The organism is Mesorhizobium sp. BHbdii, assembly GCF_053848045.1.
In genome coordinates this window covers 2,544,578-2,558,453 of record NZ_JBSPKX010000001.1, presented here as the reverse complement: position 1 = coordinate 2,558,453, position 13,876 = coordinate 2,544,578, and the positions used below count along the sequence as shown (strand labels likewise).

Below are 13,876 nucleotides of genomic sequence, written 5' to 3'. Positions count from 1 at the left end.
TTGATGGATCATGAAGCCGTGAAAGGGCCGCCCACGAGGTCCGCGGTAAGGGGGCGCCGCGGTGGCACCTCGAAGACATTCTGGCGCAAAATACGTGAACCGCTGGCGCAATCGCGATTCGTCAAGAACGCCATCGCCAGCCTATTTGCGCAGTTCGTTCGCATCATCCGCCTGACCAACCGTGTCGTCGACGGGTCGGCGCAGATGTCGGGCGGCGCCTACTCGCAGTTCGAACCCATCATCATCGCGCTATGGCACGGCCAGCATCTTCTGACTCCGGCCTACTATCCCAAAGGACGGCCGCTGGTCGCCATGGTGTCGCGTAGTGCCGATGCCGAGCTCAACGCACTGATGATCGAGAAATTCGGCATCGAGGCGGTGCGCGGCTCGGGCGGACGCGAAAGCTCGAAGCGTCGCGACAAGGGCGGCGCCACAGCGCTGATCGCCCTGAAAAAGTCACTCGCCACCGGCAAGAACGTCGCCATGATCGCTGATATTCCGCATGGCACGCCGCGCGATGCGGGGCTTGGCATCGTTCTCCTGGCGCGGCTTTCGGGCCGACCGATCCTGCCCGCCGCCATCGCCACCAGCCGCCGCAAGGTGCTGGAGCGCAGCTGGGACAAGACCACGATCAACCTGCCGTTCGGCCGCTCCTCGATTGTCGTCGGAGCGCCGGTTTTCGTTCCGGCCAATGCGGATGAGGCCGAAATGGAACGCAAGCGCCAGGAGGTCACGGCCGCGCTCAACGCCGCGACCGCCGAGGCCTATCGCCTCGTGGATGGCTCAAAATGAGCGAGCGCTGGGCGCGCACCTTCCTGACGGCGTATCGTTTCGCAGGCGCAGTCGCCTACCCGCTGATCGGACCCTATGTCGCCTGGCGCACCTCCAGGGGCAAGGAGGACCGAATTCGCCGGCGCGAACGCTATGGCATCGCCGGGCGCGAGCGCCCCGAGGGACCGGTGATCTGGATCCACGCGGCGAGCGTCGGCGAGACAATCGCCGTCGTGCCGCTGGTCGAGAGCATCCTCGACTACGGCGTCAACATCGTGCTGACGACGGGGACTGTCACCTCCGCTCAGGTTGCCGACGAACGGCTCGGCGATCGCATCATCCACCAATATGTGCCGCTCGACCTCAAGCCGGCGGTCAGCCGCTTCCTCGACCATTGGCGGCCGGATCTGGCGATCATCGCCGAATCGGAGATCTGGCCGATGACCATCCTGGAGCTTGGTGCGCGCCGTGTGCCGCAGGTGCTGGTCAATGGCAGGCTGTCGGACCGTTCGTTCAAATCCTGGAAGAAACGCGCCAACATCGCCGAGGCGCTGTTCGAGAATCTCGCCCATGTTGTTGCCCAGTCGGATGTCGACGGCGAGCGCTTCCTCTCGCTCGGCGCCCGGCCGGTCACCGTATCCGGCAATCTCAAGGTCGACACCACGCCGCCGCCGGCCGATGAAAGGGCGCTGTACACGCTGAAGCGCCAGATCGGCGCCCGCCCGACCTGGGCGGCGATCTCGACCCATGACGGCGAGGAGGTGGTCGCTGCCGAGGTTCACGCGATGCTGCACAAGCGTCACCACGGTCTTTTGACGATCGTCGTGCCGCGCCATCCCGATCGCGCCGAAGCGCTTGCCACGCAGATTTCCGGCATGGGCCTGAAAGTCGCTCGGCGCAGCAAGGGCGACCGGATCATCGCCGATACGGACATTCTGCTCGGCGACACGATGGGCGAGATGGGGCTTTATCTCCGGCTGACAGAGATCGCCTTCGTTGGTCGTTCGCTCACCTCGGAGGGCGGCCAGAACCCGCTGGAGCCGGCCATGCTCGACACGGCGGTGCTGGCCGGCCGCAATGTCCAGAATTTTCGCGAAACCTATCAGCGCCTGCTCGACAGCGGCGGCGCCAAGCTGGTGCGCGACCGCGACATGCTGGCCGGCGCCGTCAATTTCCTGTTGAGCAACGAGGTGGCTCGCCATGAGATGATGGCGGCCGGCGCGGCGACCGTCGACGAGATGCGCGGCGCGCTGGCGCTCACGTTGAAGTCGCTCGAACCCTACATTCAGCCGTTGGTCGTCAAGTCGCGCCTCAAGGGCGCCAACGGCCGCTAAAATGGCCAGCGAAGCGCCCCCCTTCTGGTGGGAAGAACCGGACTGGCGGGCGCTGGCGCTGGCGCCGCTGTCCGCGATCTATGCGCTCATTGCCGGCCGCCGCATGCGCTCAGCAGCGCGCGAAAAGATCGAGGCGCCGGTGCTGTGCGTCGGCAACTTCACCGTCGGCGGCACCGGCAAGACGCCGGTGGCGATCGCCCTGGCCCGGCAGGCCAGGCGCATGCAGCTCAATCCCGGTTTCCTGTCGCGCGGCCATGGCGGCTCCTTCGCGCAGCCGCATGTCGTCCATCCGCATCATGACGCCGCCAAGCATGTCGGCGACGAGCCGCTGCTTTTGGCCGAGCACGCGCCGGTCGCAGTGACGCCGAACCGTGCCGCCGGCGCGCGCCTTCTGCTGGAAAAGCATGGCTGCGATTTCCTGATCATGGACGACGGTTTCCAGAGCGCGCGCATCCATATCGACTATGCGCTGGTCGTCGTCGATGCACGCTACGGCGTCGGCAACGGCCATGTCATTCCTGGCGGTCCGCTCAGGGCTGGTATCGTCGACCAACTGGTTTTCACCAGCGCGCTGCTGAAGATGGGCGAGGGCCTTGCTGCCGATGCGGTCGTCCGCCAAGCGGCGCGTGCCGGCCGGCCGATCTTCGAGGCGCGTACACGGCCAAGCAGCAAGGCGGGGCTGGCCGGCAACCGATATCTCGCCTTTGCCGGCATCGGCCATCCCGACAAATTCTTCGACACGGTCCGTGAGGCCGGCGGCGAGATTGCGCTGACCCGGTCGTTTCCGGACCATCATTTCTATGGCGAGGACGAGCTTGCCGAACTGGCAACGTCAGCGCGAGGTGCCGGACTTGGCCTCATCACCACCGCCAAGGACGCCGCCCGGCTGCGCCATGATGCCGCGTCCGCCGATTTCCTCGGACAGCTCGATGTGCTGGAGATCGACACCGTGTTCGATCCCGACCACGTGCCTGAACGCATCATCGACGAGACGCTGGATGCCTGGCGGCAGCGCAAGCTTCAGGGCTGACTTTGCAGCCGATCCGGAAGCTGGTTTAGCGCCGGCTGCGCATTTCGGGATTTGCCTCGATCTCGCGGCGCAGCGAGGCCGCGGCACTCGCATAGGGCTCCTGCCTGGCGACGCTCCAATATTTGAGCTCATCGAGCGGGATGCTTTCGCCGGTGACCGCGCAGCGCACGAAGGCGCCGGGGCTGGTCACCTGGAAGTCGCCGTCTAGGTAGCGGATACGGGCTTCCTTGCCGCCGGGGCCTTCGAAGCGGTTCATCATGACAGGGAGCCAAGGTTCATGAGGATGTCATCGCCACAAAATGCCGGCAAGGTCAAGCTTGGAGCGAGGCAAGATTGGGTTTGGTCGGCTCTGTTTCAGACGACAACCAGCCGAGCAAGCCGGCTAAGTGGATGTCCGGCACCCTACTGCTCGGCTACGATGAAATCCTCGATCTTGTCCGGCGCCAGCCCGGCCTGGGCCGCAATGCGCCGGGCAAGCTCGGCGGCGGCGGCGCGCGGTCGCCCTATAGGCCGGTCTAGCCAGTAGGATATCGGGCTGAGAACGATGCGGTCGTCCACAGCGACGATGCGGCCTGACTTCAGTTGATGCTCGATCATTGGCGGCCGCGCCAGCGCAATACCGAGGCCGTGGGCGGCAGCATCGAGCACCAGATTGTAGTCCTCGAAGCGGCGGTCCTGTGGACGCGGGCGATAGTCCATGTCCTGGGCGGCAAACCAGGCGCGCCAGGCCGAAGCATCCGAATCATTGATCAACGGAAATTTGAGCAGCCGGGCTGGGTCGCCACGGCCGATCTCCCTAGCGAGGTCCGGCGAGGCGACCGGAAACACATGTTCCTCGAACAGCTGTACCGAGACGCGGCTGGGAATGCGGCCGCGGCCGCAGCGGATGGACAGATCGATGCCCTCTTCGGCAAGATCCGCCTGACGGATATCGACGTCGAGCACGATGCGCAGCTTGGATGGGTTGTTTTCCAGCGCCGCCATGCGCGGCATCAGCCACAGCCCGCTGACCGAGGGGATAGAGGTCAGCCGCACCACGGCGGTGCCGCGCGGCTCGATCCAGCGGTCCGAATTGCTGGATATCAGCGCAAAGGCCTCAGTGGTGCGCAGATGCAGCCGGTTGCCTTCGATCGTGAGCGAAACGCCGCGCGCGCCGCGATCGAACACTTTCAGCCCGAGCCAGTCCTCGAGCTTGGCGATCTGCCGGCTGACGGCGCCATGGGTGAGATTGAGTTTTTCGGCAGCGGCCGAAAAGCTGCCCGTCCGCGCCGCGGCGTCGAAGGCGCGCAGGGTTTCAAGCGGCAACATCGCATCCGAGCTGTGATCCATAGTCACAGGTGATCCTCGATTTGGTCGTTTGTCAACCGGCCAGGAAAGGCGTTTGTGTCTTCAGGACAATAAAGGCCCGAGGGTACGAGATGAACGCCTATACCGGCACGTTGAATTCGACACAGCGGATGGACACCACAGCAGTCATTGCTGTGGCACTGACAGTGGTTGGCTGGGCCTCCGCCTTTCCGGCGATCCGCGCCGGCCTCGCCGCCTTCGGGCCGCTGGAACTCGGCGCGCTGCGCTTCGCCATCGCGGCGGTACCGGCGGCGATCTTCCTCGCCGTCAAGCGGCCGGCACTGCCCCGGCTCGATGAATTTTGGCGCTTTGCCTTCGGCGGCGCCGTCTTCGTTGCGCTCTACACGGCAATGCTCAATTTCGGCGAGCTGACCGTCTCGGCTGGTGCTGCCGGCTTCATCATCAATGTCAGCCCGATCTTTACCGCGATCATGGCGATGGTGCTGCTCGGCGAACGCTTCTCAGGCCTGGCCTGGGCCGGCACCGCGATTTCGTTCGCAGGCATCGGCATCATCGCCATGGGCGAGGGGCAAGGCTTGCATTTCAACACTGGCGCGCTGCTCATCCTCGGCTCGGCGCTGTGCTCGGCCGTCAACACCATCGTGCAAAAGCCGCTCTTTGCCCGTCATCATCCACTGACCATTTCGGCCTCGAACATGGTGCTCGGCGCGCTCTGCCTGCTGCCTTTCCTGCCGAGCAGCCTGAAGCAGGCGGCGGTTGCCGATAGCGCCGGCCTCGGCGCCGTGATCTTTCTCGGCATCGTGCCCAGCCTCATCGCCTACGCCGCCTGGGCAACAGCACTTTCCCGTCTGCCTGCAGCCCGTGCCTCGAACTTCCTCTATCTGGTTTCGCCGGTGGCGACGCTGATCGGCTTCTTCTGGCTGGGCGAGGTACCGACGCTGCTCGGTATTCTCGGTGGTGCACTGGCGCTGGGAGGCGTGATCGTGGTGAATTTGAAGAGGTGAATCTGAGGGTTGGGGCTGTGTCTTGACTCGAAAGAGCCGCTGTACAGCGGCTCTTTCGGACCCACCCGCTGCTTCGCAGCGACCCTCCCCACAAGGGGGAGGGTAAGCTCTTCGCGAAGCGTCCGCGGCTAAGCTCCCTACCTCCCCTTGTGGCGAGGCCGGACCGAAGGTCCGGGCGGGGGTCTGCGCCCTGCGAGTTCCCTACCGCCTTCCAAAAAGTCTCTCAATGTCGGCAAGCTTCAGCTCGATGTAGGTCGGCCGTCCATGGTTGCAGGTGCCGGACCCCGGCGTCGCCTCCATCTGGCGCAGCAGCGCGTTCATCTCCTCGGCCTTGAGCAGGCGGCCGGACCTTACCGAGCCGTGGCAGGCCATGGTCGCGGCTATTTTGTCCAGCCGCTCCTTCAGCGTGTCGACCGTGTCGTTGTCGGCGATCTCGTCGGCAAGGTCGCGCACCAGCTGCTGGACATTGGTTTCGCCGAGCATCGATGGCGTCTCGCGTACCGCGACCGCACCCGGGCCGAAGCGCTCGACGGCGAGGCCAAAGCGTGCCAGCGTTTTGGAATGCATGGCAAGCCGCTCGGCATCCTCTTCCGGCAGGTCGACGATCTCGGGCAAAAGCAGCATCTGCGACGGCACGGCGCGCGCATGCAGCGCGTTCTTCAGCGCCTCGTAGACCAGCCGCTCATGCGCTGCATGCTGGTCGACGATGACAAGCGAATCCTTGGTCTGCGCGACGATGTAGTTCTCGTGCACCTGCGCGCGTGCGGCGCCCAGCGCCATGCCAAGCAGCGTCTCCGCCGCTTCGGCTTGCCCGGCACGCGCGTCGGCGCTGTGAAGCGGTCCGGCGTCGAACGCCGCCTGATCGTTTTCGCCGAAGCCACCATTTCTGAATTCCGTGTCTTCAAGCCCCATGTCCAGCGGTCGTTGCGGCGAGCGGGAGGCGTCGAAACCGGCGAAGCCGGAGGCCCGGTAGGCCGCTTCGTAGCTGCGATGGCCGTTTGCCGGACCGGCATGGGCATAGGACGCCGCGCCCGGCCGGAACGCCGCCATCATGCCGGCCGCCCCGGTGGAGGCGGCACGGATGCCGGCATTGGCCAGCGCCTCGCCGATGGCGCCGACGATCAGCCCGCGCACCAGCCCCGGATCGCGGAAGCGGACATCGGCCTTGGCCGGATGGACATTGACGTCGACGATGGCCGGATCGAGCGTCAGGAACAGCACCGTCACTGCATGGCGGTCGCGCGGCAGCACGTCGGCGAAGGCGCCGCGGATAGCGCCGGCGATCAGCTTGTCCCGGACCGGCCGGCCATTGACATAGGCGTACTGCTGCAGCGCATTGGCGCGGCTGAACGACGGGATCGAGACGTGACCGGCGAGATGCACGCCGTCCCGCACGGCGTCGATGGCAATGGCATTCTCCGGAAAGTCGGCGCCCATCACTTGCGCAACGCGGCGCAGCCGGCCTTCCGGGCTGTCGTCGGTCGCCGGCAGTTCCAGCGTCGAGCGGTCGGAACCGGCCAGCGTGAAGCGCACGGCGGGGAAAGCGATGGCGATGCGCTTGATCACATCGCTGGTCGCCGAGCTTTCGGCGCGCTCGCCCTTCATGAATTTGAGCCGCGCCGGCGTGGCGAAGAACAGGTCGCGCACCTCGATCGTGGTGCCGCGATTGGCGGCCGCCGGCCTGACGGCGGACACGCGCCCGCCCTCGATGCCGATCTCGGCGGCGCTGTCGCCGTTGGCCGTGCGCGAGCGGATCGACAGCCGTGCCACCGAGCCGATCGACGGCAGCGCTTCGCCGCGAAAGCCGAGCGAGCGGATGTCGTGAATGTTGTCGGCGAGCTTCGAGGTGCAATGGCGTGCGATCGCCAGCGCCAGTTCATTCTCCGGGATGCCGCAGCCGTCGTCGGTGACGCGGATCAGGTTGAGCCCGCCTCCGGCGGTGACGATCTCGACTCGGGCAGCGCCGGCATCGAGTGCGTTCTCGACCAGTTCCTTGACCACGCTTGCCGGACGCTCGATGACTTCGCCGGCGGCGATCTGGTTGATCATCGTTTCGGAAAGCTGACGGATGGGCATGAAGGCACTATACGCGGATTCGCCGCCCATGCGGGAGAGGCAGAATTGAGGAATCCGCGCCGCCCGCCGCACTCCTGCATTTCACGTCATCAGCCTGGGCAGTGCTGCCGCCAGCGCATCGACGGCCAGACGGACCTTCAGCGGCAAGTGAGGCGTCTGCAGCCATAGCGCATAGGCGTCGTAAAGAAATCCCGGCTGTTTCGGCAGCAGCACGAGAAGTGCGCCGGCCTGAATGTGTTCACGGACCAGCCAGTATGGCAGCCAGGCAAGCCCCATGCCCGCTGCCGCGGCATCGGCGATCGCAGCGAGGTCGTCGAGCCGCAAGCGGCTGACCGGCATGACCTCCACCGCGGCCTGTTCATCGCGCGGAAACAGCCACGGTTGAACGACACGGCCCGAACGGCGGTAGATGATGGCCTGGTGGCTGCCGAGATCCCCTAGCTGCCGTGGCCACCCGTGCATCTCGAGATAGGATGGCGACGCGCAGACGACCATGCGCTGGCGCGCGATGCGCCGGGCGATCACGCCGGCCTGATCCTCCAGATTGCCGGTCCGGATGGCAAGATCGCAGCCATCCTCTGCAAGATCGGCGATGGGATCGCTGAACGACAGGTCGAGTTCCAGAGCAGGATATCGCTGCGCAAGCTCCAGCAGGATCGGGGCTACGCAGCGCCGGCCGAAATGCACAGGCATGATGACGCGCAGCTTTCCGCGTGGTTCGGAAAGTTGATCGGCCGCGAGTGCATCTGCAGCCTCGGCTTCAGCGAGCACCAGCCGGCAGCGCTCATAATAGGCGCGCCCGAAGTCTGTCAGGCTCTGGCGGCGAGTGGTCCGGTTGATGAGGCGCACACCCAGACGCTCTTCAAGAAACCGGACATGCTTGCCGATCATCGGTCCGGACAGATCGAGAGCGGCAGCAGCCGCCGCGAACGAGCCCAGATCAACGGCTTTGACGAACACGGCCATGCTGGTAAGGCGATCCATATTCAAAACTCTCAGTTTCTACTGTCTTGCCCAAGCAGCTATTTATCCGTCAGGCGGCTGTTGGCATAGCGTATTCGGTTCAAGTATTTTGGAGTTATGGCAAGATGGCACGCGTTGTTCGTTTTCATCAGCATGGTGGTCCCGAGGTTCTGCGCATCGAGAATGTCGATATTCCCAGGCCTAGTCGGGGCGAGATTCAGATCCGGGTCAAGGCGTTGGGGCTCAACCGGGCCGAGGCGCTGATGCGTTGGGGCACCTATATCCAGACGCCGCCATTGCCTTCCGGTCTTGGCCTTGAGGCAGCCGGTGTCGTCGAAGCGGTCGGCGAAGGCGTGGGCGGTTTTGCGCCAGGTGAGGCCGTCAGTGTCGTGCCGCCACCATCGATGGCCCGCTGGCCCGCCTATGGTGAGATTGCCACATATCCCGCCCATCTCGTGGTCAAGCACCCGCCATCGCTCAGCTGGGAAGAGGCGGCAGCCGTCTGGACGCAGTATCTCACCGCCTATGGCGCACTGATCGACATTGCCAAGCTCAGCAGGGACGATTTTGTCGTCATTACCGCGGCATCAAGCAGTGTCGGCCTCGCCGCGATCCAGATTGCCAACATGGTTGGCGCGACCCCGATCGCGGCCACGCGGACATCTGCCAAGAGAGAGGCCTTGCTCGAGTTCGGCGCCGCCCATGTTATTTCTTTAGCGGACGAAGATCTGGAAGCCCGGCTGAAGGACATCGCCGGCCCGGAGGACATCCGAGTGGTGTTCGACGCAGTCGGCGGCCCGATATTCGCGCCTCTGACGGCGGCGATGGCACGGGGTGGCATTCTCATCGAATATGGCGGCTTGAGCCCCGAGCCAACGCCGTTCCCGCTATTCGCCGTGCTGGCCAAGACGCTGACGCTGCGCGGCTATCTCGTCCACGAAATCACTGGCGATCCGGCGCGGTTGGAGGCCGCCAAGACGTTCATCCTTGACGGGTTGATGTCGGGGTCGCTTCGGCCGGTGATCGCCAAAACCTTTCCATTCGAGCAGATCGTCGAGGCGCATCGCTTTCTCGAGTCGAACGAGCAATTCGGCAAGATCGTCGTGACGATCTGACGAGCATTAATGGGAGCCTCGCGCTTGCGCGGCCAGCCAGTCCCGAACCTTGCGGGCGTTGTCGCTGAGCTCGCGGTTTCTCGACCAGATGATATGAAATCCCTTGCCGGTCGTCATCGTGTGGCCGGTCGCGCGCACCAGCAGTCCTGACGCCAGCAGCCGCTCGGCGAGGTGACCCCAGCCGAGCGCAATGCCTTGGCCTTCCATGACCGCCTGGATCACCAGCGCATAATCGTTGATGCGCAAGCCGCGCCCGGCATCGGCGATGTTGACCCCGGCCGACTGGAACCACTCGTCCCAGCTCGCGGCATCGCGAAACGGCTCTTCGAGATGGATGAGCCGGTGTGATGGGAGATCCTCGACCGTTTCCGGCAGCCCGAATCGCGCCACATAGCTCGCGCCCGCAACTGGGAATATTTCTTCATCGGCCAACGGCAGCGAATGATAGTCCGGCCATTCCCTCGGTTCGCCGCCGCGAACGCCGAGCGGGATGTCTTCGGCGATGATGTCGAGATCACGGTCGGCGGTCTGGATGCGCAGGTCGATACCCGGCAGTTCGTCGCGAAACTGCTGCAGGCGCGGCATCATCCAGAACGAGGCGAAGGCCGTCGACGCGGCGAGCGTCACATGGCCGCCGGTCGCCTGCTGGCGCAGGTCCTCCGCTGACCTGCGGATGTGCGACAGGCCGAGCGAGACGTCGGCGTGGAAGCGGTCGCCGGCTTCGGTAAGGCTGACCTGCCGATGGCGGCGCTGGAACAGTTTCGCGCCCAGCTGCTCTTCGAGGCCGCGGATCGCATAGGACACGGCAGCCTGCGTCATGCCGAGCTCTCGCCCGGCGGCGGTAAAGCTCGACAACCGCCCGGCGGCCTCGAAAACGATCAGGCTGCCGGCCGACGGCAGCAGATGGCGCAAGCTTCGCATAAGCTGAGCTTATACAAGAGATCAGGATTTTCCAGCGTCACAGCCATATTTTCTCTCGCTACGCTGGTCATCATTGGGAGGATAGAGTTGCCATGAACGCACCGGCCGCCGAAGTCACCGAACACGCCAGCCGCCGAGGTGGCGGCCGCCTGGGCCGCAAGGCGCTGCGGGGAACTCCCATGGCGTCGTTTCCGACGCTCGTTCGCAACATACCCGCATACCAAATCGTCCCGGACGAGGCTGTCGAGCTTATCCACCAGGAGTCGCTCGCCATCCTCGAAGAGGTTGGCTGCGAGTTCCGCGACGACGAGGCCATAGCACTGTGGATGGCCGCCGGAGCCGATGTCTCTGAGACGCGCGTCCGCATTGACCGCGCGCTCTTGATGGAACTCGTCTCGAAAGTCCCGCCGGAGTTCACGCTCAATGCGCGCAACCCTGAGCGCTCGGTCCGCGTCGGCGGTAAGAATTCCATCTTCGTGCCGATGTATGGCGCGCCTTACGTGCGCGACCTCGACAACAACAGGCGCTATGGCACGCTCGCCGACCTTCAGAATTTTCATAAGCTCGCTTACATGGCGCCAGCGCTGCACTCGTCGAGCTCGATCATCTGCGAGCCGATGGAAATTGCGGTGCCGAAGCGTCACCTCCACATCATTCATTCGGCGCTGAAGCATTCCGACAAGCCGTTCATGGGCATCGTGACGTCCAGGGAGCGAGCCGAAGACACGATGGCGATGGCAGGCATCGTTTTCGGCGAGGACTACGTCCGTGACAACCCTGTGTTGGTGGCGATCACCAATTGCAACTCACCACTGGTATGGGACGCCACCATGCTGGACGCGATGAAGGTCTATGCGCGTCACAACCAGCCGCTGATCCTGGCGCCGTTCGCCCTCTGCGGCGCCTCGACTTCGGCCTCTGCCGTAGGTGCGGTCGCGCAGGTCAATGCGGAAGCGCTGGCTGGCGTCGCGTTCACACAGCTCCTCCGTCCAGGTTCGCCGCAGATCTACGGGCAGTTCATGGTTACGGTGGACATGAAGACCGGCGCTCCCATGGGCGGCACGCCTGAGGCGGCCCAGATGATGTATCTGATGGGGGCGCTGGCGCGGAAATACCGGCTGCCCTGGCGCACGTCGGGCTTCCATGTCGGATCGAAGCTGAATGACGCCCAGGCGGGCTACGAGGCGAACATGCTGATGCATGCCGCCATCCTTGCCGGCGCCAACTACATCTGGCACTCCGCCGGATGGCTCGAGGCCGGCCTGACCTGCGGCTATTCAAAATTTGCGACGGACTGCGAACAGCTTGTTGGCTGGTACAAATATGCTGGCGGCCTTCCGTTCGACGATTTCAAGGAAGCGATGTCGGCGATCCGCGAGGTAGGGCCGCAGGGCCACTTCCTCGGCACCCAGCACACGCTTGAACATTTCGAGTCCGCCTTCTTCATGCCCAGCATCATGGATTTCAATTCCTACGAACAGTGGAAGGCTGAAGGGGCAAAGGACCACGACACGCGCGGCCGCGAGAAAGCGCGCAACATGCTCGCGGATTATGAGGAGCCGAAGCTCGATGAGGGCATTGCCGATGGTCTCGAAGATTTGATTGCGCTGCGTGAGGAGAAGCTGCCGGACAGCGTTAGTTAATAGGACAGGCGAAGATCTGACGGGAATCAGACGGGAGGAAAAAATGACAATCTTCAGAAGCAACGGCGATCGCGTGCCGAATGCGATCGAGGCAATGGCGGCAGAGACGCGTGCAGGCCGGATGGACCGGCGCGAGTTTCTGGCGCTGGCAAGCGCCTTTGGGGCATCGACGGCCCTTGCCTACGGCATGATCGGTCTGGCCGTGCCGGAGCAGGCTTTGGCCGAGGAACCGAAGAAGGGCGGAACGCTGCACGTTTCGATGTCGGTGAAGGCGCAGAAGGATCCCCGCACTTATGACTGGGTGGAGATGGCAAACGTCACCCGCACCTGGCTGGAGCCGCTGGTGCGCTACACCAAACAGTTCACCTTCGAACCGGTTCTGCTCGAAAGCTGGGACGTCAATGACGACGCCACCGAATATACGCTGCACCTGCGCAAGGGCGTGACCTGGAACAATGGCGATGCCTTCAACGCCGATGACGTTGTCTTCAATCTGACGCGCTGGTGCGAGAAAGGCGCCTCGGGCAATTCGATGGCCGCGCGCGTCGGCGCGCTGATCGACGCAAAGACCGGCAAGGCAAGGGATGGCGCCATAACCAAGGTTGACGACAACACCGTCAAGCTGAAGCTGAACGAGCCTGATATCTCGCTGATCCCGAACTTCACCGACTATCCGGCGCTCGTCGTCCACCGCAACTTTGACGCCGACGGCGCCGACCCGATCAAGAAGCCGATCGGTACTGGACCTTTCGAGCTTGTCTCTTATGATGTCGGCCAGAAAGCGGTCGTCAAGCGTCGTGAGAACGGCAAGTGGTGGGGCGGCGAGGCGCCTCTCGACAGTGTCGAATTCATCGACTACGGCACCGACTTCAACGCCACCGTGAACGCGTTCGAGTCCGGCGAGATCGACATCAACTTCGAGACGCCCGCAGACTTCATCGACATCCTCGACAAGATGGATTTGGTGAAATCGGAGGTCGCGACAGCGACCACACTGGTTGCCCGCACCAACATCACCCACAAGCCCTATGACAACCAAAAGGTGCGCAACGCGCTGCAGATGGCGGTCGACAACGGCGCCGTGCTGCAACTTGGCTATGCCGGGCGAGGGACCGTCGGCGAGAACCACCATGTCAGCCCAATCCATCCGGAATATTATCCGCTGCCCAAGAAGACGCGGGACGCGGCCGGCGCCAAGAAGCTGATGGCCGACGCGGGGCAGGCGGACTTCGAGCATGAGCTGATCACCGTCGAGGACGAGTGGCAGAAGAACACCGGCGATGCGATCGCCGGCCAGTTGCGCGATGCCGGCATCAAGGTGAAGCGAACGGTGCTGCCGGGCTCGACCTTCTGGAACGACTGGACGAAATATCCTTATTCCATGACGATCTGGTACATGCGCCCGCTAGGGGTTCAGGTGTTGGCGCTCGGCTATCGCACCGGCGAGGCCTGGAATGAGACGGCGTATTCGAATCCCGATTTCGACGCCAAGCTCAAGCAGGCCCTGTCGCTCGTCGACGTGGAGAAGCGGCGCGAGGTGATGAAGGACATCGAGCAGATCCTGCAGGATTCGGGCGTCATCATTCAGCCGTTCTGGCAGAAGCTGTACAGCCACATGGACAAGAAGGTGAAGAATTACGCTGTCCACCAGACTTTCGAGATGGATCTCCAGAACGTCTGGTTGGACGCCTGAGTTAGCGCCCAAGAGGAT

The 13,876-nt window shown here is 64.0% G+C and carries 12 protein-coding genes; 7 read left to right on the top strand and 5 right to left on the bottom strand.

Annotation, left to right across the window (positions count from 1 at the left end; genetic code table 11):
* Positions 1-3 precede the first annotated feature (3 nt).
* Genes ACWTU8_RS12420 through lpxK form a run of 3 tightly spaced genes read left to right on the top strand, consistent with a single transcriptional unit; the run spans position 4 to position 3,135 of the window.
* Positions 4-792, top strand: a complete 789-nt coding sequence (locus tag ACWTU8_RS12420) for a lysophospholipid acyltransferase family protein (RefSeq protein ID WP_029354095.1) — start codon at positions 4-6, stop codon at positions 790-792.
* Positions 789-2,105 carry a lipid IV(A) 3-deoxy-D-manno-octulosonic acid transferase gene (gene waaA, locus ACWTU8_RS12415; RefSeq protein WP_455838056.1) on the top strand — a complete coding sequence of 439 codons (1,317 nt, stop codon included), beginning with the start codon at positions 789-791 and terminating at the stop codon, positions 2,103-2,105. The genes ACWTU8_RS12420 and waaA overlap by 4 nt, the downstream gene beginning before the upstream one ends.
* A gap of 1 nt (position 2,106) precedes the next feature.
* Positions 2,107-3,135, top strand: coding sequence for a tetraacyldisaccharide 4'-kinase (gene lpxK / locus ACWTU8_RS12410; RefSeq protein WP_455848294.1), 1,029 nt, complete (start codon positions 2,107-2,109; stop codon positions 3,133-3,135).
* Between the two features lie 25 nt (positions 3,136-3,160).
* Here the strand turns inward: lpxK and ACWTU8_RS12405 are convergent, their stop codons facing one another.
* Both ACWTU8_RS12405 and ACWTU8_RS12400 read right to left on the bottom strand, forming a co-directional pair.
* Entirely contained in the window at positions 3,161-3,394 is a 234-nt protein-coding gene (locus ACWTU8_RS12405; RefSeq protein ID WP_029354089.1) for a DUF2093 domain-containing protein, read from the bottom strand.
* Between the two features lie 143 nt (positions 3,395-3,537).
* On the bottom strand, positions 3,538-4,464 hold the full coding sequence (locus ACWTU8_RS12400) for a LysR substrate-binding domain-containing protein (RefSeq protein ID WP_455848293.1): 927 nt from the start codon (positions 4,462-4,464) through the stop codon (positions 3,538-3,540).
* A gap of 89 nt (positions 4,465-4,553) precedes the next feature.
* On the opposite strand from ACWTU8_RS12400, the gene ACWTU8_RS12395 reads away from it, so the two are divergent.
* Positions 4,554-5,447, top strand: coding sequence for a DMT family transporter (locus ACWTU8_RS12395; protein WP_287338772.1), 894 nt, complete (start codon positions 4,554-4,556; stop codon positions 5,445-5,447).
* A 201-nt stretch (positions 5,448-5,648) separates the two neighbouring features.
* Here the strand turns inward: ACWTU8_RS12395 and mutL are convergent, their stop codons facing one another.
* Positions 5,649-7,523, bottom strand: coding sequence for a DNA mismatch repair endonuclease MutL (mutL, locus tag ACWTU8_RS12390; protein ID WP_455848292.1), 1,875 nt, complete (start codon positions 7,521-7,523; stop codon positions 5,649-5,651).
* Positions 7,524-7,604: 81 nt separating this feature from the next.
* Entirely contained in the window at positions 7,605-8,507 is a 903-nt protein-coding gene (locus ACWTU8_RS12385; RefSeq protein ID WP_455848291.1) for a LysR family transcriptional regulator, read from the bottom strand.
* Between the two features lie 104 nt (positions 8,508-8,611).
* Here ACWTU8_RS12385 and ACWTU8_RS12380 point away from each other — a divergent pair, with 104 nt between their 5' ends.
* On the top strand, positions 8,612-9,601 hold the full coding sequence (locus tag ACWTU8_RS12380) for a zinc-dependent alcohol dehydrogenase family protein (protein ID WP_455848290.1): 990 nt from the start codon (positions 8,612-8,614) through the stop codon (positions 9,599-9,601).
* A gap of 6 nt (positions 9,602-9,607) precedes the next feature.
* Here the strand turns inward: ACWTU8_RS12380 and ACWTU8_RS12375 are convergent, their stop codons facing one another.
* A complete protein-coding gene (locus ACWTU8_RS12375) occupies positions 9,608-10,522 on the bottom strand; it encodes a LysR substrate-binding domain-containing protein (RefSeq protein WP_287338769.1) in 915 nt (304 codons plus the stop codon).
* Positions 10,523-10,614: 92 nt separating this feature from the next.
* Here ACWTU8_RS12375 and ACWTU8_RS12370 point away from each other — a divergent pair, with 92 nt between their 5' ends.
* Positions 10,615-12,165 carry a trimethylamine methyltransferase family protein gene (locus ACWTU8_RS12370; protein WP_455848289.1) on the top strand — a complete coding sequence of 517 codons (1,551 nt, stop codon included), beginning with the start codon at positions 10,615-10,617 and terminating at the stop codon, positions 12,163-12,165.
* 43 nt (positions 12,166-12,208) lie between these two features.
* Positions 12,209-13,858 (top strand): ABC transporter substrate-binding protein, encoded by a 1,650-nt coding sequence (locus tag ACWTU8_RS12365; protein WP_095521814.1) that lies wholly within the window; start codon positions 12,209-12,211, stop codon positions 13,856-13,858.
* Positions 13,859-13,876: the final 18 nt, after the last annotated feature.